Origin of the sequence: Streptomyces sp. NPDC093111, assembly GCF_040683955.1 — a bacterium.
Classification (GTDB): Bacteria; Actinomycetota; Actinomycetes; order Streptomycetales; family Streptomycetaceae; genus Streptomyces.
This window is the reverse complement of the sequence record NZ_JBFBNW010000011.1, coordinates 189444-211566: the sequence shown is the minus strand read 5'-3', so window position 1 is coordinate 211566 and position 22123 is coordinate 189444. Positions and strand designations below refer to the sequence as shown.

Annotated in this window: 16 protein-coding genes; 13 read left to right on the top strand and 3 right to left on the bottom strand. The window is 73.6% G+C overall.

The window, feature by feature from the left end; all coding sequences use genetic code 11:
* Nucleotides 1-174 precede the first annotated feature (174 nt).
* Genes AB0Q96_RS20960 through AB0Q96_RS20950 form a run of 3 tightly spaced genes read right to left on the bottom strand, consistent with a single transcriptional unit; the run spans nt 175 to nt 4247 of the window.
* Nucleotides 175-417 carry a phosphopantetheine-binding protein gene (locus tag AB0Q96_RS20960; RefSeq protein WP_365327515.1) on the bottom strand — a complete coding sequence of 81 codons (243 nt, stop codon included), beginning with the start codon at nt 415-417 and terminating at the stop codon, nt 175-177.
* Nucleotides 418-440: 23 nt separating this feature from the next.
* Nucleotides 441-1622 (bottom strand): cytochrome P450, encoded by a 1182-nt coding sequence (locus AB0Q96_RS20955; RefSeq protein ID WP_365327513.1) that lies wholly within the window; start codon nt 1620-1622, stop codon nt 441-443.
* Nucleotides 1623-1628: 6 nt separating this feature from the next.
* The gene (locus AB0Q96_RS20950) at nt 1629-4247 is read right to left on the bottom strand and encodes an AMP-binding protein (RefSeq protein WP_365327511.1); all 2619 of its coding nucleotides are present in this window, start codon (nt 4245-4247) and stop codon (nt 1629-1631) included.
* 257 nt (nt 4248-4504) lie between these two features.
* Here AB0Q96_RS20950 and AB0Q96_RS20945 point away from each other — a divergent pair, with 257 nt between their 5' ends.
* The 13 genes from AB0Q96_RS20945 (at nt 4505) to AB0Q96_RS20885 (ending at nt 21886) form a co-directional block, all read left to right on the top strand.
* Nucleotides 4505-5542 carry a VOC family protein gene (locus AB0Q96_RS20945; protein ID WP_365327509.1) on the top strand — a complete coding sequence of 346 codons (1038 nt, stop codon included), beginning with the start codon at nt 4505-4507 and terminating at the stop codon, nt 5540-5542.
* Nucleotides 5539-6657, top strand: a complete 1119-nt coding sequence (locus AB0Q96_RS20940; protein WP_365327507.1) for an alpha-hydroxy acid oxidase — start codon at nt 5539-5541, stop codon at nt 6655-6657. The genes AB0Q96_RS20945 and AB0Q96_RS20940 overlap by 4 nt, the downstream gene beginning before the upstream one ends.
* On the top strand, nt 6654-7982 hold the full coding sequence (locus tag AB0Q96_RS20935; protein WP_365327505.1) for a PLP-dependent aminotransferase family protein: 1329 nt from the start codon (nt 6654-6656) through the stop codon (nt 7980-7982). Before AB0Q96_RS20940 ends, AB0Q96_RS20935 begins: the two co-directional genes overlap by 4 nt.
* Nucleotides 7983-7987: 5 nt before the next feature.
* Nucleotides 7988-9055, top strand: coding sequence for an N-acetylneuraminate synthase family protein (locus tag AB0Q96_RS20930; RefSeq protein ID WP_365327503.1), 1068 nt, complete (start codon nt 7988-7990; stop codon nt 9053-9055).
* Nucleotides 9039-9848: an SDR family oxidoreductase gene (locus AB0Q96_RS20925; RefSeq protein ID WP_365327501.1), complete on the top strand. Its 810-nt coding sequence runs from the start codon at nt 9039-9041 to the stop codon at nt 9846-9848. The genes AB0Q96_RS20930 and AB0Q96_RS20925 overlap by 17 nt, the downstream gene beginning before the upstream one ends.
* A gap of 26 nt (nt 9849-9874) precedes the next feature.
* Complete coding sequence (locus AB0Q96_RS20920; RefSeq protein WP_365327499.1) at nt 9875-11836, top strand: transketolase C-terminal domain-containing protein; 1962 nt, start codon at nt 9875-9877, stop codon at nt 11834-11836.
* Nucleotides 11812-12486: an RraA family protein gene (locus AB0Q96_RS20915; protein WP_365327497.1), complete on the top strand. Its 675-nt coding sequence runs from the start codon at nt 11812-11814 to the stop codon at nt 12484-12486. The genes AB0Q96_RS20920 and AB0Q96_RS20915 overlap by 25 nt, the downstream gene beginning before the upstream one ends.
* Nucleotides 12486-13376 (top strand): dTDP-4-dehydrorhamnose reductase, encoded by an 891-nt coding sequence (rfbD, locus tag AB0Q96_RS20910; protein ID WP_365327495.1) that lies wholly within the window; start codon nt 12486-12488, stop codon nt 13374-13376. Before AB0Q96_RS20915 ends, rfbD begins: the two co-directional genes overlap by 1 nt.
* Nucleotides 13376-14020, top strand: a complete 645-nt coding sequence (locus AB0Q96_RS20905) for an HAD-IA family hydrolase (protein WP_365327493.1) — start codon at nt 13376-13378, stop codon at nt 14018-14020. The genes rfbD and AB0Q96_RS20905 overlap by 1 nt, the downstream gene beginning before the upstream one ends.
* A gap of 1 nt (nt 14021) precedes the next feature.
* Complete coding sequence (gene lat / locus AB0Q96_RS20900; RefSeq protein ID WP_365327491.1) at nt 14022-15305, top strand: L-lysine 6-transaminase; 1284 nt, start codon at nt 14022-14024, stop codon at nt 15303-15305.
* Nucleotides 15306-15408: 103 nt separating this feature from the next.
* Nucleotides 15409-15624 carry an MbtH family protein gene (locus tag AB0Q96_RS20895; RefSeq protein WP_361170698.1) on the top strand — a complete coding sequence of 72 codons (216 nt, stop codon included), beginning with the start codon at nt 15409-15411 and terminating at the stop codon, nt 15622-15624.
* A 212-nt stretch (nt 15625-15836) separates the two neighbouring features.
* Complete coding sequence (locus tag AB0Q96_RS20890) at nt 15837-18599, top strand: AAA family ATPase (RefSeq protein WP_365327489.1); 2763 nt, start codon at nt 15837-15839, stop codon at nt 18597-18599.
* A 191-nt stretch (nt 18600-18790) separates the two neighbouring features.
* A complete protein-coding gene (locus AB0Q96_RS20885) occupies nt 18791-21886 on the top strand; it encodes a BTAD domain-containing putative transcriptional regulator (protein ID WP_365327487.1) in 3096 nt (1031 codons plus the stop codon).
* Nucleotides 21887-22123: the final 237 nt, after the last annotated feature.

The following is a 22123-nucleotide window of genomic DNA, read 5'->3' as shown; positions in this document are numbered from 1 at the left end:
CGGGCCGGGGCGGTGGGCGTGGGGGCGCCGCGCCGAGGGCCCGCCCCGAGAGCCCGTGCCGAGGGCCCCGCTCATGGCAACGGAACGCACGGCAACGGAACGCACAGGACGGCGGGAGCGAGTAGATCCGCTCCCGCCGTCCTGTGCGTTCTCCGCGTTCCGTTCCCGTGCCGGTCAGGGGCGCGCCGGGCCCTCCCCGTATTCGGCGAGCCGGGCGGCGAAGTCCGTCAGCACGGGGTGTTCGAGCAGCACCCGGACCCGGACCGTGATGCCGAGGCGCCGGCGCACCGCGGCCACCACCTCCATCGCGGCCAGCGACTGCCCGCCCAGGGCGAAGAAGTCGTCGTGCTCCGTGACCGGGACGCCCAGAACCTCCTGCCAGATCTCGGCGATCTCGGCGATTTCGGCGGTGTCCATCGTCCATCAGCTCCTTGACGGGCTCACGCCGGGCTCAGCCGCACCGGCAGACTGGTCAGTCCATGAATGAAGTTGCCGGTGCTCCACACCGGTTCGCCGGCCGGGGCCAGCACGCGCACGCGCCGGACCAGCGCGGTCAGCAGCGCCGTCAGCTCCAGCCGGGCGACCCGGGACCCCACGCAGACGTGCGGTCCCCAGCCGAACGCGAGGTGCCGGTTGGGCGTGCGGTCGGGCCGGAAGGTGTCCGGGTCGGCGAAGACGGCCGGGTCGCGGTTGGCCGAGCAGAGCCAGGCCGTCACGCGCTCGCCCGGGGCCAGCGCGGTGCCCGCGACCGTCACCGGCCGGGTCACCGTGCGCAGCGCGTGCAGTCCCGGGCTGGTCCAGCGCAGGATCTCCTCGACGGTGGTCGGCAGCAGCTCCGGCGCCGCGCGGAGCGCCGCCCACAGCTCGGGCCGGGCGGCGAACTCCCGCAGCGCACCGGCCGCCGAGTAGCGGACGGTCTCACTGGCGCCGGTCAGGACGCCGGAGCAGTTGAGGATCAGCTCGTCGTCGGTCAGGTCGCCGCCGGCCGCGAGCAGCGCGCTGATCAGGTCGTCGCCGGGCCGGGCGCGGCGCTCGGCGATCAGGTCGGCGAAGTAGCCGAAGATCTCGGCGTTGGCGTCGAGCCGGTCGATCGGGTCCGGCGAGTCGAGGCCGTCGGTGGTGAGCCGGCCGATCGACGGCCAGTCCTCCCGCGGCAGTTCCATCATGGCGCAGATGACCTGGTTGGGCAGCCGTCGCGCCAGGTCCTGGACGGCGTCCAGGACCCGCGGCCCGTCGGCGCCGGGTTCGACCACCTCGTCCACCAGGTCGGTGACGCCGGCGACGATCCGGTCGTGCCAGAGGCGTAACGCCGCCGGCGTGAAGGGGGCACCCACCACGCGGCGGATGCGCCCGTGCCGCGGCGGGTCGCTGACCACCATCATCCGGTCGGCGACCAGGTCGGTCGCCTCGCCCGAGCCGCCGATCCGGATGCCGGACCGGGAACTGAAGACGGCCGGATCACCGAGGACCGTCAGGACGTCGTGGTACCGGGCGGCCACCCAGAACCCGGGGCCGTCCGGCTCCGGATGCCAGGTCAGCCCGGGGCGCGCGCGGACGGCCGCCAGCTGGTCGAGGAAGCGGTGTCCGGAGAAGACCTCCGGAGCGAGCAGGTCGAGGTCCATCGCCGGTCAGCGTGCCTCGATCACCGAGAACGGCGATCCCGGGATCGGCAGGACCCGCTCCATGCGGTAACCGGCCGCCTCCAGGATCCGGGTGAAGCCGGCCCGGTCGCGTTCCCGGCCGCCGGTGAGGACCATCATGCCGAGGTCGCTCCAGCGGCTGACGTGCGGTCCGCCGTCCTCCGGGACCAGCATCTCGATCACGAGCAGCCGTCCGCCGGACGCCAGGGCGCGCCGGCTCGACCGCAGGATGCCCACGGCCTGCTCGTCGGTCCAGTCGTGCAGGACGCTGCACAGCAGGTGGGTGTCGGCGCCGGTGGGCACGGCGGCGAAGAAGTCGCCGGGCACCGCGCGGCAACCGGGCACGCCACCGCGCCGGTCGACCTCCTCGATCACCGAAGGGCGGTCGAAGAGGACGCCGGACGCGTGCGGGGCCACCGCCAGGATCTCGCCGAGCAGGAAGCCGTCGGCGCCGCCGATGTCCAGGATGACCCGCGACTCCGACCAGTCGACGGCCCCGGCCGCCTGCCGGTACAGCCGGCCGGTGCGCTCCCGCATCCGGCGCAGGAACGCGAGGTTCTCGCCGCGCCGGGTGTTCTTCACCCCGAAGAAGCCGCCGTCTCCCGCGTTGTCCTCGCCGTCGCCGAAGGACGCCGTGCCGGTGCGGAAGGTGTCCCTGGCCCGCAGCCAGGCCAGCGGGCTCTCGGCGTTGACCAGCGAGGCGGAGAGGCTGTCCGGGTGGTCGCGGCGCAGCCGGGCGCCGAGCGCGGTCAGCCGGAAGCCGGTGGCCGGGTCGCCCGTGAAGAAGCCGGCCGGGGCGAGGGCGGCGAGCAGCCGGCCCAGCGCGTCGGGGTCGGCGTCGATCAGCTCGGCCGTCTTCGCGACGGACCGGGTGGCGGAGGCGTCGAGCACGTCGGCGACGCCGAGTTCGACGGCGATGCGCAGGGCGTGCGGGAGCACCGCGACCATGCTGTCGTCTACGAGCGTGAGGTAGTCCCGCACGATCGGGTCGGTGGCCTCGGCGGGCTCCGCCCGTACCGACGGCTCGGGTCTCTCGGTTCCCGCCCCGAACGCGCCTGTCCCGGGGGCACCCGAGGCCACGGGTGCCTCGGGGGCCCCGGCGGTCGTGGTCGTCGCGGTCGTCTCGACGGTCTCTGTGTACGTGGTCATCGTCAGCCCTTTTCCGGGGGTCGGTACGCGCAGCAGTTCCGTGACGGCTCGGTGGTCGACCTTGCCGTTGGCGTTGTGGGGGAGTTCGTCGAGGCGGCGGACCAGATCGGGCACCAGGTGGCCGGGGAGCCGGGCGAGCAGCTCCGCGCGCACCCGGTCCGGGTCCGCGTCCCCGGTGAAGGCCAGCGCCAGGCGCTCGTACGCGCCGCCGCGGCCGGCCAGGGGCACCGCCACGCAGTCGCGCACGCCGGCGCGGCCCGCCGCGTGGCTCTCCACCTCGCCCAGCTCGACCCGGTAGCCGCGGATCTTCACCTGCCGGTCCGCCCGGCCCAGGAAGTGCAGCACCCCGTCGGCGTCGCGCACCGCGCGGTCGCCGGTGCGGTAGACCCGCGTCGGCACGCCGTCGACGTCGACGGTCACGAACACATCGGCGGTGCGCTCCGGGTCGTGCAGGTAGCCCTGGGCGAGACCCGTGCCCGCGACGCACAGTTCACCGTCGATCAGGTGGATCCGGGTGCCGGGCACCGGCCGCCCGATGGGCACGCCGTGTTCCCGGTCGCAGTCCTCGGGCCGGATGGGGTGCATGGTGGCGAAGGCGAAACTCTCCACCGGGCCGTAGCAGTTGTGGACGGTGGTGTCCGGGTGGTTCAGCAGCAGCTCGCGCACCGGACCGGGCGCCAGCCGTTCCCCGCCGATGAACATCTGGTCGACCCCGCGGAAGCAGTCGGGGTCCAGCCGCACCAGCAGGTTCACCACGGAGGCGACCAGGACGAGGGTGTTCACCCCGTGGTCCGTGATCAGGTCGCGCAGCGTGTCCGGGAGCAGGTGGTCCTCGTCGGGCAGCACCACGGTGCCGCCCCGGCTGAGCATGCCCCACAGTTCGAGACCGCAGGCGTCCCAGCCGACCGGGGCGAGCTGCGGCAGCACCCGCCCGGGCCCGAAGACCGCCAGGGGGCCGCTGTCGAAGAGGCGCAGCACCGCCCGGTGCGGGGTCACCACGCCCTTGGGGGCGCCCGTGCTGCCGGAGGTGAAGAAGACGCAGGCGGGGGCGTCGGGTCCGATGCCGGAGGGCTCGGTCCCGGTCGCGGGCGCGGCCGGCGGGACGGCCGGGGGCGTCCAGCACCGGACGCCGGCGAGCGGGGTGTCGGTGAGGAACAGCGGCGCGTCCAGGATGCGCAGCAGCTCCCGGACCCGCTCGTCCGGCCACTTCACGTCGATGGGGCAGTACGCCGCGCCCGTCTTCAGGACGGCCAGCAGGAAGGTCACCATCCGGGCCGAGCGCGCGACGCGCACCGGCACCAGACAGCCCGGTCCCACCCCTTCCGCGGCCAGTGCGGCGGCATACGAATCCGCCGCCGAAACCAGTCGGGAATAGGTGACCGGGCCGTTGTCGTCAATCAGCGCAATATGGTCGCCGTATTCTGCCGCGCGCTCGTCGAGTGCCTGATGAATCAGCACGTACCGCTCCTTGTCCGCAGCTTCGATCGGTCGCATACTCACCTGCCACCAGGGGCTGCGCAACCCCTACGAACCCCATAGCGGGCACCCCGACACCCAAGTGCCGGAAGGGGGGTTCCGCACTGTTCGGCGGCTGCCTCCGGAGTCCGTTGACATTCTTCCGGGCCCGTCCGTAGCGTTTTTTCCGTCGCGGTACCGGGATCCGGAAATTCTCGATTCCCGCCGTTGAAACCGATTATCGAGCCTTGGGGGAATTCATGACGTCCGTACCCCAGACCAGAAATCAGCAGGCTGTCGACGCCGGGATCGACCACATCACGCTCTCCGTCACGGACGCCCACGCCCGTGCCGCCGAGTTCGTCGAGTGCTACGGCTTCGAGGTGATCGCCGCCGGGGACACCCCGGAGTTCACCGCCGTCGCGGTGGGCCAGCGGGACACCGTCCTGGTGCTGCTGCAGGGCCGCACCGACACCCATCCGGCCACCCTCTACACCGCCCGGCACGGCGACGGCGTCAGCGACGTCGCCCTGCGGGTGGACACGCCGCTCCGCCCGGCGCTCCCCGCCTTCGGCGACGTGACGCACACCTTCGTGAGCCGGACCGCCGGCGAACCCTGGTCGCTGCCCGGCATCACACCGGTGCGATCGGACCGGACCGACGGGACCACCACGTCCACGTCCACGGACACGGACACGGAACCGGCGCGGGGCCACCTGCTCCACGTCGACCACATCGCGGTCTGCCTGGAGAACGGCGAGCTGGAACCGACCGTCGAGTTCTACCGGCGGGAGCTCGGCTGGGGCGTGGTGTTCGAGGAGGACATCCACGTCGGCGCGCAGGCCATGCAGTCCAAGGTCGTGCAGAGCCCCGGCGGCGGCGTGACGCTGACGCTGCTCCAGCCCATGGCCGGCGCCGTCCCGGGCCAGATCGACGACTTCCTGAAGAAGCACGGCGGCGGCGGGGTGCAGCACCTGGCCTTCGCGGTGCCGGGCATCGTGGAGGCGGTCGCCGACCTCGGCACCGCCGGCGTACGGTTCCTGTCCACGCCCGACTCCTACTACGAGGACTTCGAGCAGCGGATCGAGTCGTCCGGCTACCCGGTGGCCGAGCTGCGCAAGTACAGCGTGCTCGCCGACCGGGACCACGACGGCGAGCTGTTCCAGATCTTCACCCGGTCCGAGCACCCGCGCCGTACCCTCTTCATGGAGATCATCGAGCGCCGGGGCGCCACCACGTTCGGCAGCAACAACATCCGCAAGCTGTACGAGGCGGTCGAACGACAGGACCTGGCGTGACGGGCGGACCCGGCGTCCTGGCGGCGGATCCGGCGGATCCGCTCACCCTCGCCGACGTCGAGGACCGCGCCCGCGCGGTCCTGGCGCCCGAGGTGTACGACTTCGTGGCCGGCGGCAGCGGGCGCGAGGAGACGCTGCACGCCAACCGGGCCGCGTTCGACGGGTGTCACCTCGTCCCCCGGGTGCTGTCCGGGGTGGCGACCGCCGACACCACGACGACCCTGCTGGGGGTCCCGGCGTCGATGCCCGTCGCGGTGGCGCCGATGGCGTTCCACGCGGTGGTGCACCCGGACGGCGAACCGGCGGTCGCCCGGGCGGCGGCCGCGGCCGGCGTCCCGTTCACGGCGGCCACCCTGTCCGGCTGCCCGCTGGACGAGCCGGCCGCCACCGGCGCCGACCTCTTCCTCCAGCTGTACTGGCTGCGCGACCGGGCCCGTACCGAAGGGCTGGTCGCCGAGGCCGAGCGGCTCGGCGCCCGCGCCCTGATGCTCACCGTGGACGTGCCGTTCATGGGGCGCCGGCTGCGCGACCTGCGCAACGGGTTCACCGTGCCGGCGCACGCCGCGCCGGTGAACCTCGCCGACAGCCAGCGGGGCGCCGGCCAGAGCGTCGGCGCGCACGCGGCGACGGTCATCGACCCCACGCTGTCCTGGGCCGACGTCGCCTGGCTGCGGCACCGCACGAGCCTGCCGCTGGTCCTCAAGGGGGTCCTCGACCCGGCGGACGCGCGGCGCGCGGTGGACCTCGGCGTGGACGGCCTGGTGGTGTCCAACCACGGCGGCCGGCAACTGGACGGCGCCGTACCGAGCCTGCTCGCCCTCCCGGCGATCCGGGACGAGGTCGGCGACGCCTGCGAACTCCTGCTGGACAGCGGGGTGCGCGGCGGCACCGACGTGCTGCGCGCGCTGGCCCTCGGCGCGTCCGGGGTGCTGCTCGGCCGGCCGGTCCTGTGGGGACTGGCCTCGGGCGGAGAACCCGGCGTGACCGGGGTGCTGGAACTGCTGCGCGCCGAACTCGCGGTGTCGATGGCCCTCGCCGGTGCGCCGGACGTGGCCGCGGCGGGCCGGCTGGGCGTGCGCGGGCCATCCGCGACCAACGAACGGGAGGGGTCATGACCGAGGCGTCCCACGCCTCGACGGCGCGGCCGGGGGCGGTGCTGGACCTGGCCGACCTGCACGGGTCGCTGTCCGATCCGGCGCTGCTCTCCATGAACCTGCTGAACGAGGTGTCGGAGCGGTACCCGGACGCGGTCTCCTTCGCGCCCGGCCGGCCCGACCCGGGCGGGTTCGAGACCGAGGACGTGCACCGGTACCTGCGCACCTGGACCGCCCACGTCGCCGACGGCACGGCCGGCGGCGCCGAGACGGCCCGCAACCGGCTCTACCAGTACGGCAGGACGAAGGGGATCGTCCAGGACCTGGTGGCCCGCAACCTCGCGGCCGACGAGAACGTCCACGTCGACCCGGAGTCGATCCTGGTGACCGTCGGCTGCCAGGAGGCCATGGTCCTGGTGCTGCGCGCGCTGCGCGCCGACGACCGCGACGTGCTCCTGGCCACCTCGCCGAGCTACGTGGGCATCACCGGCGCCGCCCGCCTGGTCGACCTGCCGGTCGTGCCGGTCGACAGCGGCAGCGGCGGCATCGACCTGGACGACCTGGCGGTCAAGGTGCGGGGCGCCCGCGAGGCCGGTCTGCGGCCCCGCGCCTGCTACCTGGTGCCCGACTTCGCCAATCCGACCGGGCTCAGCCTCGACGTCCCGACCCGGCGCCGGCTCCTCGAACTCGCCGCCGAGCTGGACATCCTGATCATCGAGGACAACCCGTACGGCTTCTTCGGCGACGGCGTCCCCCCGAAGCCGACGCTCAAGTCCCTGGACACCGGCCACCGGGTCGTCTACCTCGGCTCGTACGCCAAGACGGCCCTGCCCGGCGCCCGGATCGGCTTCGTCGTGGCGGACCAGCCGGTCAGCCGCGACGGCGAGCTCGTCGGCACCCTCGCCGACGAGCTCTCGAAGATCAAGAGCATGATCACGGTCAACACGCCGCCGATCGCGCAGGCGGTCATCGGCGGCAAGCTGCTGGAGAGCGGCTACTCCCTGCGCGCGGCGAACAAGGACGCCACCGCGCGGTACGGGCAGCGCCTGCGCCACCTGCTGGACGGGCTGGCCGCCCGGTTCCCGACAACGTCGCCGGTCCGCTGGAACCGACCGGACGGCGGATTCTTCCTGGTCGTCACGGTCCCGTTCGTCGCCGACGACGACCTGCTCGCCTACTCGGCCAAGCGGCACAAGGTCATCTGGACGCCGATGCACCACTTCTACGCGGCAGGGGGCGGACAGCGGCAGCTGCGGCTGTCCTGCAGCTCCCTCACGCCGGAGAAGATCGACCTCGGTCTCGACCGGTTCGCTTCGCTGGTGACCGACCTTCTGGAGAGGACCTGACAACGATGAGAGCGCTGACGATAAACGAGCGGATCATCTCGGACGACACCGACGCCTACGTGATCGCGGAGATCGGCCACAACCACGAGGGCGACCTGGGCAAGGCGGAGGAGCTGATCCGCCAGGCCGCCGCGGCCGGGGCCAGTGCGGTCAAACTGCAGAAACGGGACAACCGCTCGCTTTACACCCGGGCGATGTACGACTCCCCGTACACCGGGCGGAACAGCTTCGGCCCGACGTACGGAGCGCACCGCGAGTTCCTGGAGTTCGGCACCCACGAGTACACCCACCTCCAGCGGCTCTCCGCCGAACTGGGCGTGGATTTCATCGCCACCGCCTTCGACTTCGGCAGCGTGGACTTCCTGGCCGAGCTCGACGTGCCGGCCATCAAGATCGCGTCCGGGGACATCAGGAACACCCCGCTCCTCGCCTACGCGGCGAAGGTCGGCAAGCCGCTGATCGTCAGCACCGGCGGCGCCGACATGGAGACCGTGCGGCGCGCCTGCGGCACCGTCCTGCCGATCAACCCGGACCTCGCCCTGCTGCAGTGCACGGCGACCTACCCGGCCGAGCAGGAGGAGCTGAACCTGGCGGTGCTGGGCAGCTACCGGGCCGAGTTCCCCGACACGGTGATCGGCTACTCGGGGCACGACCTCGGCCCGTGGGCCGCCTGGACCGCGTACGCCCTGGGCGCCCGGGTGGTGGAGAAGCACGTCACCCTCGACCGCACCCGCCCCGGCAGCGACCACAAGTTCTCGCTGGAGCAGGCGGACATCGCCGAACTGGTCGACGGACTGCGCCGGGTGCGGCGCTCGCTCGGCAGCCCGGACAAGCGGGTCCTGGACGCCGAACGGCCCGCGATCACCAAGATGGGCAAGAAGCTGGTCGCCCAACGGGACCTGCCCGCCGGGCACCGCCTCACCCTGGAGGACGTGGCGATCAAGTCGCCGGGCGACGGGCTCACCCCCGACCGGCTCGCCGACGTGGTGGGCCGCACCCTCACCCGGCCGCTGGCCTCCGACGCCGACATCGTGCCGGCCGACCTGGCGGACGCCGATGCCGGCCGCGATTGACCTGACCGGCTCGGTCGCCGTCGTGACCGGCGTCTGCGGACGGCTCGGCGCGGTGTGGGTGGACGCCCTGCTGGGCGCCGGCGCCGAGGTGGTCGGCCTGGACGTGCGGGACACCGTCGGGCCGGAACTGCGCGCGGTGGTGGACGCCCACGACCCGAAGCGGTTCCGGACCCTGGTCGCCGACGTCACCGACACCGGCAGTCTGCGACGGGCGCTCGACGTCTGCCTCGAACAGGCCGGCGAGCCGGACATCCTCGTCAACAACGCCGGCATCGACAGCCCGCCGTCCGCCGACGGCACCGGCTGGCGCTTCGAGGACATCCCCGACGAGGTGTCCGGCGGCGTCCTCGACGTCAACGCCCGGGGCACGCTGCGGATGTGCCAGGTGTTCGGCTCGCGGATGGTCCGCAACGGGCGCGGATCCGTCGTCAACATCGGCTCGATGTACGGCGCACTCGCCCCCGACCCGCGCATGTACGCCCACCTGCCGGTCGACCCGCCGTTCCTGAAACCGCCCGCGTACGGCATGTCCAAGGCCGGCGTCGCCGCGCTCACCCGGTACCTCGCGGCGCTGTGGGGCCCGGCCGGGGTGCGCGTCAACACCCTGTCGCCGGGCGGAGTGCTGGGCGCGCAGGACCCGGTGTTCCGGGAGAAGTTCGACGCGCGCGTCCCGCTGCGGCGGATGGCCCGCGGCGCGGACCTGACCGGACCGCTGCTGTTCCTCGCCTCCGACCTGAGCAGCTACGTCACCGGAACCGAACTCGCCGTCGACGGCGGGTTCGGGTGCTGGTGACCCCGACCCCTCCCCGAGGAGAAGCCATGGACAGGCCGCTGGCCTGGATACCGCGCGCCGAGTTCGAGCGCGTCCTGGGCGACGTCGCCGATCCGCACGAGCGGGCCCTCGCCTTCGCGGCGATGAGCCGGATCAACACCCTCTACATGATCACGCGGGCCGGCTCGGGCCACATCGGCTCCAGCTTCAGCGCCGCCGACGTGGTCAGCTGGCTGGTCCTGGAGGAGCTCGACCGGCCCTTCGAGGCCGACGGGGACGTGTACTTCTCCTCCAAGGGGCACGACGCGCCCGGCCTGTACGCGGCGATGATCGGGCTCGGACTCCTCGACGAGGACCTCCTGCACCGGCTGCGGCGGATCGACGGGCTGCCCGGACACCCCGACGTCGGCACCCCCGGCATGCCCTTCAACACCGGCTCCCTCGGCATGGGCATCTCCAAGGCCAAGGGCCTGGTCCTCGCCCACCGGCTGACCGGCCGGAGCTCCCGCGTGGTGGTCATGACCGGGGACGGCGAACTCCAGGAGGGCCAGAACTGGGAGGCGCTGCCCAGCGCCGCGCGGTACGGGATGGGCGAGCTGACCGTGGTGGTCGACCACAACCGCCTCCAGTCCGACACCTTCGTCGCCGACGTCAGCGACCTCGGCGACCTCGCGGGCAAGTTCACCGCCGCGGGCTGGGGCGTGCTGCGCTGCGACGGGCACGACCCCCGGCAGCTGGCGGATGCCTTCGCCCGCCGCGCCGCGGACCACCCGGACCGGCCCGTGGTGATCATCGCGGACACCGTGAAGGGCGGCGGCTGCGCCACCTTCGCCGCGACCTCCATGGCCCCCGGCGAATGGCGCTACCGCCACCACAGCGGCGCACCCGGCCGGGAGGACCACGACGCCGCGTACCGGGAGCTGCTGGACACCGCCGACGGGATCCTGCGCGGGCGGGGCCTGCCGCCGCTCAGGCCGGTCGAACGCACCGTGGACCTGCCGGTGAAGCCGACCGGGGTCAGGCTGCCCGAGGTGTACGGCCGGCTGCTCACCGAGGCGGCGCACGAGGACCGGCGGATCGTCGCGCTCGACGGCGACCTGGTGCTCGACACGGGTCTCATCCCGTTCCGCGAGACCCACCCGGACCGGTTCGTCGAATGCGGCATCGCCGAGCAGGACATGGTCTCGATGGCCGGGGGACTGGCGGCGGGCGGACTGCGCCCGTTCGCGCACTCCTTCTCCTGCTTCCTGCACGCGCGCCCCAACGAGCACATCTACAACAACGCCACCGAGGGGCGGCCGGTGGTCTACGTCGGCTCGCTCGCCGGGCTGCTGCCCGCCGGGCCCGGCCACTCGCACCAGGCGGTCCGTGACGTGTCGGCGCTGAGCGCCGTCCCCGGCCTGACCGTCCTGGAGCCGTCCCACCCCGCCCAGCTGGCCGCCGCCCTGGAGCACTGCCGCACCACCCGGGACAGCGTCTACCTGCGCCTGTCCAGCCAGATCGTCCCCGCCGCCCTCGCCGAGCTGCCGCCGGCCCCGCTGGCCGTCGGCCGGGGGCAGGTGCTGCGGCCCGGCGGCCCGCAGGTCGCCTTCGGCGCCGGTCCGGTGGTCCTCGGGCAGCTGCTGGAGGCCGCCGACCTGCTCGCCGCCCAGGGCGTCGCGCTGACCGTGGTGGACCTGCCCTGGCACAACCGGATCGACCCGGAGTGGCTGGCCGGGCTGCTGTCCGGCGCGCAGCACGTGTTCGTCGTCGAGCACCAGTACGGCAGCGGCGGCCAGGCCGACCTGCTCGCCCGTCACCTCCTGGAGACGGGCACCGGCGACGGCCTCGCCTTCCGCGGCCTCGGCCTCACCGAGGTGCCCCGCTGCGGCACCGACGCGGAGGTGCTCGCCGCCCACGGCATGGACGCGGCCCACCTGGCCGAGCTGATCGGCACGGACGTCCTGGACCCCGACCGCACCACCCGACTCATGGGAGACACATCGTGGAAACCGTCCGCAACGAGCTGAACCGCCCGCCCGAGGAGATCGTCGAGGGCTTCCGCGCGGTGCTCGCCGAGTACAGCCCCAGCTGCCTGGTCACCGACGCGCGGCGCCGGGTCGGCGCCATCGGCGGACTGCTGCCGGTGAAGCACCACCACAAGATCGCCGGTCCGGCGCTCACGGTGAACCTCTCCATCGACGACCTCGTCGACTGCATGCCGGTCCTCGTCCAGGCGAAGCCGGGCGACGTCATCGTCGTCGCCTGCCACGAGACCACCCGCACCGCGATGTGGGGCGGCCTCATGTCCACCCTCTCGAAGCAGATCGGGATCGCCGCCGGCATCGTCGACGGCGCCGTCCGCGACGTCGACGAGATCCGCGACCTGGACTTCCCCGTCTGGTACCGCAGCACCGTCCCGAGGCCCTCCCCGACCGCCGTGCACGACCGCACCGAGCCCGTCCAGGTGAACGTGCCGGTGGTGATCGACGGCCAGGTCATCAACCCCGGGGACATCGTGGTCGCCGACGAGAACGGCATCGCGGTCGTGCCCAAGGACCAGGCCGGGACCGTCCTCGAACGCACCCGGATGAACATCGACCGCGAGCGCGTCATCCGCGAGAAGATCAGCTCCGGCCTCTCGGTCGCCGAACTGATCGCCGAGTTCGGACACCTGTGATGCGCGTCTACCTCACCGGCGCGGACGGCATGCTCGGCACCGCCCTGCGCCAGGAGCTCGCGGCGCGGCCGGAGACCGCCGACTGGCCCGTCCTCGGGGTGTCCCTCGCCGACTTCGACATCGGCGACGCCACCGCCGTACGGGACTCGATCGACACGTTCCGGCCCGACGTCGTCGTGCACACCGCCGCGAACGCGGTGGTGGACTCCTGCGAACGCGACCCGGCGCTCGCCCTGCGCGTCAACGTGGCCGGCACCCACCACGTCGCGGAGGCCTGCCGACGGCACGGCAGCCGGCTGATCTACATCTCCAGCGATTACGTCTTCGACGGCCGGGCCCCCGGCCCGGCCGGCTACAACGAGGACGACATCCCCGCCCCGGTCAGCGTGTACGGCCTGAGCAAACTGGCCGGCGAGCGGATCGTCGAGGCCGTGCCCGACCACCTCGTGGTGCGCACGTCCTGGCTGTACGGCGGCACCGACCCGCGCCTCGACCAGGTGCTCGCCGCCGCCCGGGAGTTCCTGGACGGCGGCCGGCCGCGCCTGATCGACGACCAGTTCAGCAGCCCGACCTACCTCCCCGACCTGGCGTCGGCCCTGGTCCGGCTGCTGCCCGGCGCGCTCGCCGTCCGCGGCCTGCTGCACATCGCCAACCGGGGCCGGGCGAGCTGGTACCAGGTGGGCCTGGCGCTCGCCGAACGCCTCGGCACCGCCCACCCGGTGCCGATGTCCATGGCCGAGGCCGGCTTCGTCGGCGGCCGGCCGCGCGACTCCCGTCTGGACAGCACCCGCGCCGCCGCCTTCGTCCACGCGATGCCCCACTGGACCGACGCCCTCTCCCGCTACTGCGCCCTGCTCACCGCGGGCGACCGAGGGCCGGTGAGCCACTGATGCGTCCGCCGTTCCTGCTGCTCGACTTCGACGGCGTGGTCTGCGACACCGAACGGGCCGCGCTGCTCGCCTGGCAGGACCTCTACGACCGGCTCCAGGTGCCGCTGAGCGCCGGGACCCGGGCCGGGATGCTCGGCAACTCGGCCGGGGCGAAGGTCGCCCTGGCGGACCTGGCCGCCCGGCTCGGCCGGCCGGTCGCGGACGCCGAGTGGGCCTGGCAGCGGGAGCGGCGGGCCGTCCGGTGCGGCTCCGCACCGGTCCGGCCCGGCGTGGAACGGCTGCTGGACACGGCCGACGGGGCGGCGATCGTGTCCAGCAGCCCGGCCGTCTGGGTGGAGGACCACCTGCGGCGGCTCGGGCTGCGGCACCGCTTCGCCTTCCTGGTGACCGGCGACGACACCGCACGGCACAAACCCGAACCCGACCTGTACCTGCTCGCGCTGGAACGCGCCGGGGCGGGCGCCGGCCAGGCCCTGGCCGTCGAGGACTCCCCGACCGGGGTCCGCGCCGCCCGGGCCGCCGGCCTGCGCTGCGTGGCGGTGCCCTGGGAGCCCGCCGGGGCGGCCGGCCTGGCCGGTGCCGACGCGGTACTGCCCAGCCTGAACGAGCTGGACCTGCGGCGCTACCCGCGCGACGAGGGGTGACATGGAGATCACGGCGGACAACGCCCTGGAGGAACTGTCCCGGCACGTCCTGATGGACGGCCTGGACCTCGTGCTCGACCTGGAACGCAGCCGCGGCAGCACCCTGGTCGACGCGCGCGGCGGCGAGGAGTACCTGGACCTGCTCACCTTCTACGGCTCGCTGCCCCTCGGCATGAACCACCCCGGCATGACCGAGGACCCGGCCTTCCTGGCCGAACTCACCCGGGCCGCCCTGCACAAGGTCACCAACTCCGACATCTACACCGTGCAGTACGCCCGCTTCGCGGCCACGTTCCGCCGGGTGCTCGGCGACCCGAGGCTGCCGCACCTCTTCTTCATCGACGGCGGCGCCCTGGCGGTGGAGAACGCGCTCAAGGTGGCCTTCGACTGGCGGGCGCAGCGACGCGGCCCCCGCCCGGCGGCCCCCCTCGAAGTCCTCCACATGGAGGGCGCCTTCCACGGGCGCAGCGGCTACACCCTGAGCCTCACGAACACCTCCCCGACGGTGACCGCGCGGTACCCGGCGTGGACCTGGCCGCGCGTGCCCGTCCCCGCGCCCGGCGAGGAGCGGGACGCGGTCGAGGTCGCGCGCCGGCACCTGGCCGAACGCGGCGACCGGATCGCCTGCTTCATCGCCGAACCCGTCCAGGGAGCCGGCGGCGACCGGCACCTCGGCCGGGAGTTCCTGCTGCGCATGCAGGAGCTGTGCCACGACTACGACGTGCTGTTCGTGCTCGACGAGGTGCAGACCGGCTGCGGCCTGTCCGGCGCCCCGTGGACGTACCAGCGGCTCGGACTCGCCCCGGACGTGGTGGCGTTCGGGAAGAAGACCCAGGTCTGCGGTCTGATGGCGGGCGGCCGGGTGGACCAGGTGCCCGAGGGCGCGCTGGCCGTGCCGGACCGGCTCGGCTCGACCTGGGGCGGCAACACCGCCGACATGGTGCGGGCCACCCGGATCCTGGAGATCGTCGAGCGGGACGGCCTCGTGGACGCTGCCGAGACCACGGGCGCCCACCTGGGCCGCCTCCTCGCCGACCTGGCCGAGGCCCACCCGGACCTGGTGAGCGACGTGCGGGGCCTGGGCCTGATGTGGGCCTTCGACCTGCCCGACACGGCACGGCGCAACGAGGTCCTGGAGCGCCTGCGCCGCCGTCACCGGGTCCTGCTGCTGCCCGGTGGACCGCGCGCCGTACGGTTCCGCCCGGCGCTGACCATCGGGACCGAGGAGCTGGACAAGGGAGTCGCCGCGCTCGACGCGGTGCTGACCTCGTTGGACGTGCGGTGAACGGCCCCCGCGTACGGGGACATAGGGGTTGTCAGGAGTGTGCCGCGCGACCAGAATTCGGGCGGCTCTTTATTTCGACGCCAATTGAGGAGTGCGAAGACTCATGAGCAATCCGTTCGAGGACGAAAACGCCTCCTACCGCGTTCTGGTCAATGCGGAGGAGCAGTATTCCCTGTGGCCGGATTTCGCGGAGGTCCCGGACGGCTGGACCGTCGCCCTGCCGAGCACGACCCGGCAGGCCTGCCTGGACTACGTGAACGAACACTGGGTCGACATGCGCCCCAAGAGCCTCGTCGAGGCGATGCGCCAGGCCGGCTGACCCGCCCGCCCCGCACCACCAGGGACCACCCGGCCAGGCCGCGTGGTCCCTGGCCGCATTCCCGTGCATCCCCTCCCGCTTTCCCCGGCCCGATTCCCCGGGGCGGAATCCCCGGGCCGCCCGCCGATTCATCGATAGCGCGCTGATAGCCGGTCGATGAGCCCGGCGGGAACCATGGGCCGGGTCGGCGACCGGCAGGGGAGGAGTTCGCGGTGGAACTGGTGGAGCGCGAAGCACCGTTGGCGCTGCTGACCGCACTGGCCGAACAGGCCCGGGACGGACACGGAAGGGCCGTGCTGGTCTCCGGACCGGTGGCGGCGGGCAAGAGCGTACTGGTGCACAACTTCGCCGATCACGCCCTCGGACGCGGCATGCTGCCGCTGTCGGCACTGGCCTCCGAGGACGAGCGGCACCTGACCCTGGGCGTGGTGCGGCAACTCGTCGACGACGCCCCGCTGGACCCCGAGGACCGGGCACGGGCCGTGGCGCTGATCGAGGAGGGCGTACGGACCGCCGGGAGCGGGGACGGCGGGCAGATGGACGCCGGCATCGTCCACGGACTCTGCACCGTCCTCCTCGAACTGGCCGAACACTGCCCGCTGTACCTCTCCGTCGACGACGTCGAGCAGGCCGACCAGGCCTCGCTGACCTGCCTGGCCTACCTGGCGCGGCGCCTCAACAGCGCCCGGGTGCTCGCGGTGTTCACGCACAGCGGCCACGGCTGCGACACCGAGTTCCGCTTCGGGGCCGACCTGCTGCGCCGGCCCAACTGCCACCGCGTGGAGGTCACCCCGCTCTCCCTGGCGGGCGTACGGCAGCTGACGGCCCAGCACCTCGGCGAGACGGTCGCCGACGAGCGGTCCGCCGCCTGGCACGCCTACAGCGGCGGCAACCCGCTCCTGGTCGAGGCCCTGGTCCGCGACCACCTGGGCGGCGGCGAGGCCGGACCCCGCTACCGCGAGGCGGTCCTCTCCTGCCTGCGCCGCAGCTGCCCGGACATGGTGCGCGTCCTCACCGGCTATCTGGCGCTCGGCGAACTCGACCACCTGGACGGCCTCCTGGACCTGAGCCCGGCCCGGACCACCGAGGCCGTGCACGCGCTGATCGCCGGCGGGCTGCTCACCATGGACGGCTTCCGGCACGAGGCGGCCCGCGAGGCGGTGGCCGGCGCCGTCGACCCCGACGAGCTCGCCGGGCTGCACGCCCGCGCGGCGGTCCTCGCCCATGAGCGCGGCGCGGGCACTGCGGTGATCGCCGGCCACCTCCTGCACACCGGCGGGCCGGCCGACGGCGGGGTGCTGGAGGAGCCGTGGGCGCTGCCGGCGCTGGAGGACGCGGCGGCGCACGCCCTGCGCGACGGCGCCGCCGACCGCGCGGTGGCCTGCCTCCGGCTGGCCCGGCTCGTCTGCGTCGACGCGCACCGGCGGTCCCGCCTCACCGCCGCCCTGATACGCGCCGAGTGGAGCATCAACCCCGGTGTCTCCAGCGGCCGGCTCGGCGAACTCGTCGAGGCGATGCGCACGGGCTGCCTGCGGGGGGCCGACGCGCTCACCCTGGCCCGCGCGCTGCTCTGGCACGGACGCTTCGACCAGGCCCAGGAGGTCCTCGGCCAACTGGCCGGATCCGGCCAGCCGACCGACCCCGAGACCGCCACCGAACTGCAGATCACCCGGCGCCGGCTGCGGCACACCTACCCCTCGTTCCTGGCCGCGCTCGGCCCGAGGTCCGGCGCGGGACGCCCGCCCACGCACTCGGTGAGCGCCGACCGGCGCCTCCAGGCGGTGTCCGCGCTGGCCGCCGTGCTCGGCGAAGGCCCCCACCAGGAGGCCGTCGGCGTGGCCCAGCGGGTCCTGCACGGCACCCGCCCGGACGAGCTGTCCACCGAGACCGTCGAGAGCGCCCTGCTCGCCCTCGCCTACAGCGGCCGGGCCGAGCGCGCCACCGCCTGGTGCGACGTCTTCCTCGACCGGATGCAGGTCCGGCACACCCCGAGCCGGCGGGCCAGGCTCGCGGCCGTACGGGCCGAGATCGCCCTGCGCCGCGGCGACCTGACCGACGCCCGGCGGTACGCGAGCGACGCCCTCGCCACCCTGCCCGCCATCAGCTGGGGCGTGACCGTCGGCGCGCCCCTGAGCACCCTGATCCTGGCCACCACCGCCATGGGCCGCTACGACGAGGCGCAGACCTACCTGGACCACCGTGTCCCCGAGGCGATGTTCGAGACCCGCTACGGCATGCACTACCTCCACGCGCGGGCCCGGTTCGGACTGGCCACCGGCTACCTGGAGATGGCCCTGGAGGACCTGCGCCGGTGCGGCGCCAAGCTGTCCCAGTGGGGGATGGACACGCCCGGCCTGATCCCGTGGCGCACCGACGTCGCCGAGGTGTACCTGGGCCTCGGCCGCCCCGACGAGGCCCAGCGGATCCTCGCGGAGCAGTCGGCCCGGTTCACCTTCATGCCCAACCGGGTCCGCGGCGCCGCGAGCCGGGTCCTCGCCGGTGCCGGGGCCCCGGCGCACCGGCCCACGCTGCTGCGCCAGGCGGCCGAGCTGCTCCAGTCCGACGACGGCGACCGCTACGAACTCGCCCTGACCTTCGCCGACCTGGCCCGCGCCTACCGCACCCTCGGCGAGTTCCGGCGGGCCGCCGCGGCCGAGCGCCGCGCGGTCATCGTGGCCGCCGACTGCCACGCCGAGGCACTGGTCCGCGGCCTGGCGGTGGAGAGCGCCACCGCCCTGCCGACCCCGGCCGACGGCGGCGACGGCCTCACCGAGGCGGAGCGCCGGGTGGCCTCGATGGCCGCCGTCGGGTGCTCCAACCGGGAGATCGCCGAGGGCCTGCACGTCACGGTCAGCACCGTCGAGCAGCACCTGACCCGCACCTACCGGAAGCTGCGGATCAGCCGGCGCGCGGACCTGCCGCCCCTGCTGGGCGGACCGGTGACGGGGGACCTCACCGACGCGCGGAGGCGGTGAGCGCGGAAAACCGGACACATCGCCCAGCCCACTCCCCGGCGCCCGCCCTCCTTCACGGCGTCACTCCCACCCCCGCATCCCCGGCCACATCCGCACCACCGCTCACTGGACAGAGCCGATCGCGTTAGGTAGATATTGAGGTGCTGCGTAGCTGACCGGCGGAAACTGTGTCGTGGATGTGAAGGACGGTCATGCGCTTTCGATTACTCGGGCCGTTGGAAGTCGTCGGCCCCGGTGGCCCGGCGCTGATCACCGCCGAGCGTCAGCGCATCGTCCTGGCGGTCCTCCTCCTCGAACCCAACCGGATCGTCCCGATGGGCCGGCTCGTCGACGCGGTCTGGGGTTCCGCCCCACCACCCACCGCGCGCGCCCAGATCCAGATCTGCGTCTCCATCGTCCGCGCCAGCATGGCGAAGGCCGGACTGCCCGACGTCATCCAGACCAGGTCGCCCGGCTACTTCGTCGAGGTCGAGGACGAAGAGCTGGACCTGCACGTCTTCGAGCGGGCCGCGACGGCCGGACGGACCGCCGCGGAGGCCGGCCGCTTCGAGGAGGCGGCCTCCGCCTTCGAGTCCGCGCTCGGCCTCTGGCGCGGCTCCGCCTGCTTCGGCGGCGGCATCACCAGCACCGTGCTCCAGGCCCCGGCCGCCCGCCTCGACGAACAGCGGCTGGCCGTCGTGGAGCAGTGGGTGGACGCCAGGCTGGCCCTCGGGCTGCACCAGCAGCTCGTCGCGCGCCTGATCGACCTGGTCATGCAGAACCCGCTGCGCGAACACCTGCGCGCCCAGCTCATGGTGGCGCTGTCCCGGTCGGGCCGGCAGGCCGAGGCGCTGGAGGTCTACCGGCGCGGCCGGCGCGAGCTCATCGACGAACTCGGCATCGAGCCGGGGGAGGAGCTGCGCCGCCTCCAGGAGTCGATCCTGTCCGGCCGGCTGGACGCCGCGCCGCGGGCCGGCGCGGCCTCGGCGGCCCGGACGGCACTGATGGCGCCGACGGCCGAGTCGGCCGCCCCCGCGGCCCCCTCGGCGGCACAGCCGGCACCGCCGTCCCCGGCCTCCCCGGGCGCTCCGGCGGGGGGCCCGACGGGTGTCGAGCCGCCTGCGGTGCCCCGTCTGCTGCCGGGTGCCATCGCCGACTTCACCGGACGCGACGACCTGCTCGCCGCCATCCGGAAGGCGCTGGAGGAGGAGCCGGAGACCTCGTACGCCCTGCGGATCGTCTCGATCACCGGCAGGGGCGGCGTCGGCAAGACCACGCTCGCGGTGCACCTCGGACACTCCCTGGCGAAACGATTCCCCGACGGCCAGATGTTCGCCAAGCTGCGCGGTCCCTCGGCCCAGCCGATCCTGCCGACGCGCATCCTGGAGCGCTTCCTGCGTAGCCTGGGCATACCCGGCTCGGCCATGCCGCCGACCATCGAGGAGCGCGCCGAACTCTTCCGCAACCTCGTCGCCGACCGGCGGATGCTGATCGTCCTCGACGACGCGATCGACGAGGAACAGGTCCGCTGGCTGCTGCCCGGATCGTCCAACTGCCCGGTCCTCGTCACGAGCCGTTCCCGGCTGGCCGGGCTGGAGGGCGCGAGCTCCGTCCAGATCGACGTGTTCTCCACCGACCAGGCGCTGCAACTGCTCAGCCGCATCCTCGGCGCCGAGCGGATCCACAGCGAACTGCCCAGCGCCCTCCAGCTGATCACCCTGTGCGGCAACCTCGCCCTGGCGCTGCGGATCGTCGCCGCGCGCCTGGTCGGCCGCCCGCACTGGCCGCTCAGCAAGATGGTCGCCCGGCTCCGCGACGAGAGCCAGCGGCTGGACGAGCTGACCCACGGAGGCGTCGGCGTCCGGGCCGGCCTGGCCATGGTCTACCAGGGCCTGCCCGCCGACGCGCAGCGCCTCTTCCGGCGCCTGTCCATGCTGGAGGCGGCGGAGTTCTCCAGCTGGGTCGCCGCGCCGCTGCTGGACCTCGCCGTCATGGAGGCCGAGGACGTCCTGGAGTTCCTCGTGGACGCGCAGCTCGTCGACGTCGAGGTGGTGAAGGGCCACCGCCCCCGCTACCGCCTGCACGACCTGGTCCGGGTCTTCTCGCAGGAGTGCCTGGCCCAGCACGAGAGCACCGCCGAGCGCTCGGTCGTGCTCGGCCGGGTGCTGTCCACCTGGCTGCTCCTGGTGGAGGAGGCGCACCGGCGGGCCTACGGCGGGGACCACACGCTGATCCACGGGGAGGCGCCGAGGCTGTCCCTCGACCCGTCGGTGCTCGACCGCGAACTCGCCGACCCGCTGGGCTGGTTCGAGGACGAGCGGGCCGGCCTGATCACGGCCGTCAGACAGGCGGCCGGCGCGGGTCTCGACGAACTCTGCTGGGACCTGGCGCTCACCCTGGTCACCCTCTTCGAGATGTACGGCTACTTCGACGACTGGCGCACGACGCACGAGATCGCGCTCGCCGTGACCCGGCACAACGACAACCGGCGCGGCCAGGCGGCGATGCTGTACTCCCTCGGCGCCCTGCACATGTTCGAGTACAAGCTGGACGAGGCGCGCGGCCGGCTGGGCCCCGCCCGCGAGCTGTTCCGGCAGGTCGGCGACGTGCACGGCGAGGCGCTCGCGCTGCGCAACCTCGCGTTCGTCGACCGGATCCAGGGCCGCCTGGACGAGGCGATGGAGGGGTACGAGAAGGCGCTCGCCATGCTCGCCGAGGTGAACGACTCGACCGCCGAGGCACATGTGCTGAGCAACATGGCGCAGATCCATCTGGACCGCGGCCTGATCGCGGAGGGGAAGCGGACCATGGCGGCCGGCCTCGCGGCGGTGGAGCGCTCCGGGAACCGGCGGGTGCGCGCGCAGATCCTGGTCCGGCTGGGCGAGGCGCACCTCCAGATCGACGAGGTGAGCGAGGCCGAGTACGTGTACACCCAGGCCCTGGACACCGTCCGCTCGGTCGGCGACCCGGTGGGGGAGTGCTACGCGCTGCGCGGGCTCGCCATGGTGCGGGCCCGCCAGGGGAGTCACGACGCGGCCTACGAGATGCTGGAGCAGGCGAGGGGGATCGCCTCGCAGGCGCGGGAGTACCTGGCCCTCGGCCGGATCCTGCTCTCGCTGGGCGAGGTGGCCGCGGACCGGGGCAGTCATGAACGCGCCAAGGAGCACCTGGCCGCGGCGCTGGACATCTTCAGACGGATGCAGGCCACCCGGTGGGAGAAACAGACGACCCGCCTGCTGGCCGAGGTCTGCGCCGCCTCCGAGGAGCAGGCCCCGGCCGCCCCGTACGCACGGGCGAACGCGGGCTGACACCGGGACCCGGCACGGGCCGGCGGCGGACCGCGTCCCGCCGTCCGTACGCCGCCCGCCGGCCCGTCCCGGGGTGCCTCCGGCCGGCGGGGCGGGCCGGGGACCCGGCACCGGAACCGGCCAGCGGGACACGAAAACTCCCCCGGCCCCTCCGGGCGCGTGGCAGGATGCGCGACTCGGCGGCAAGCTCCGCCCCGACGGCTTCGCGCGGGCGGTGGAACGCAAGGAACGACGTCG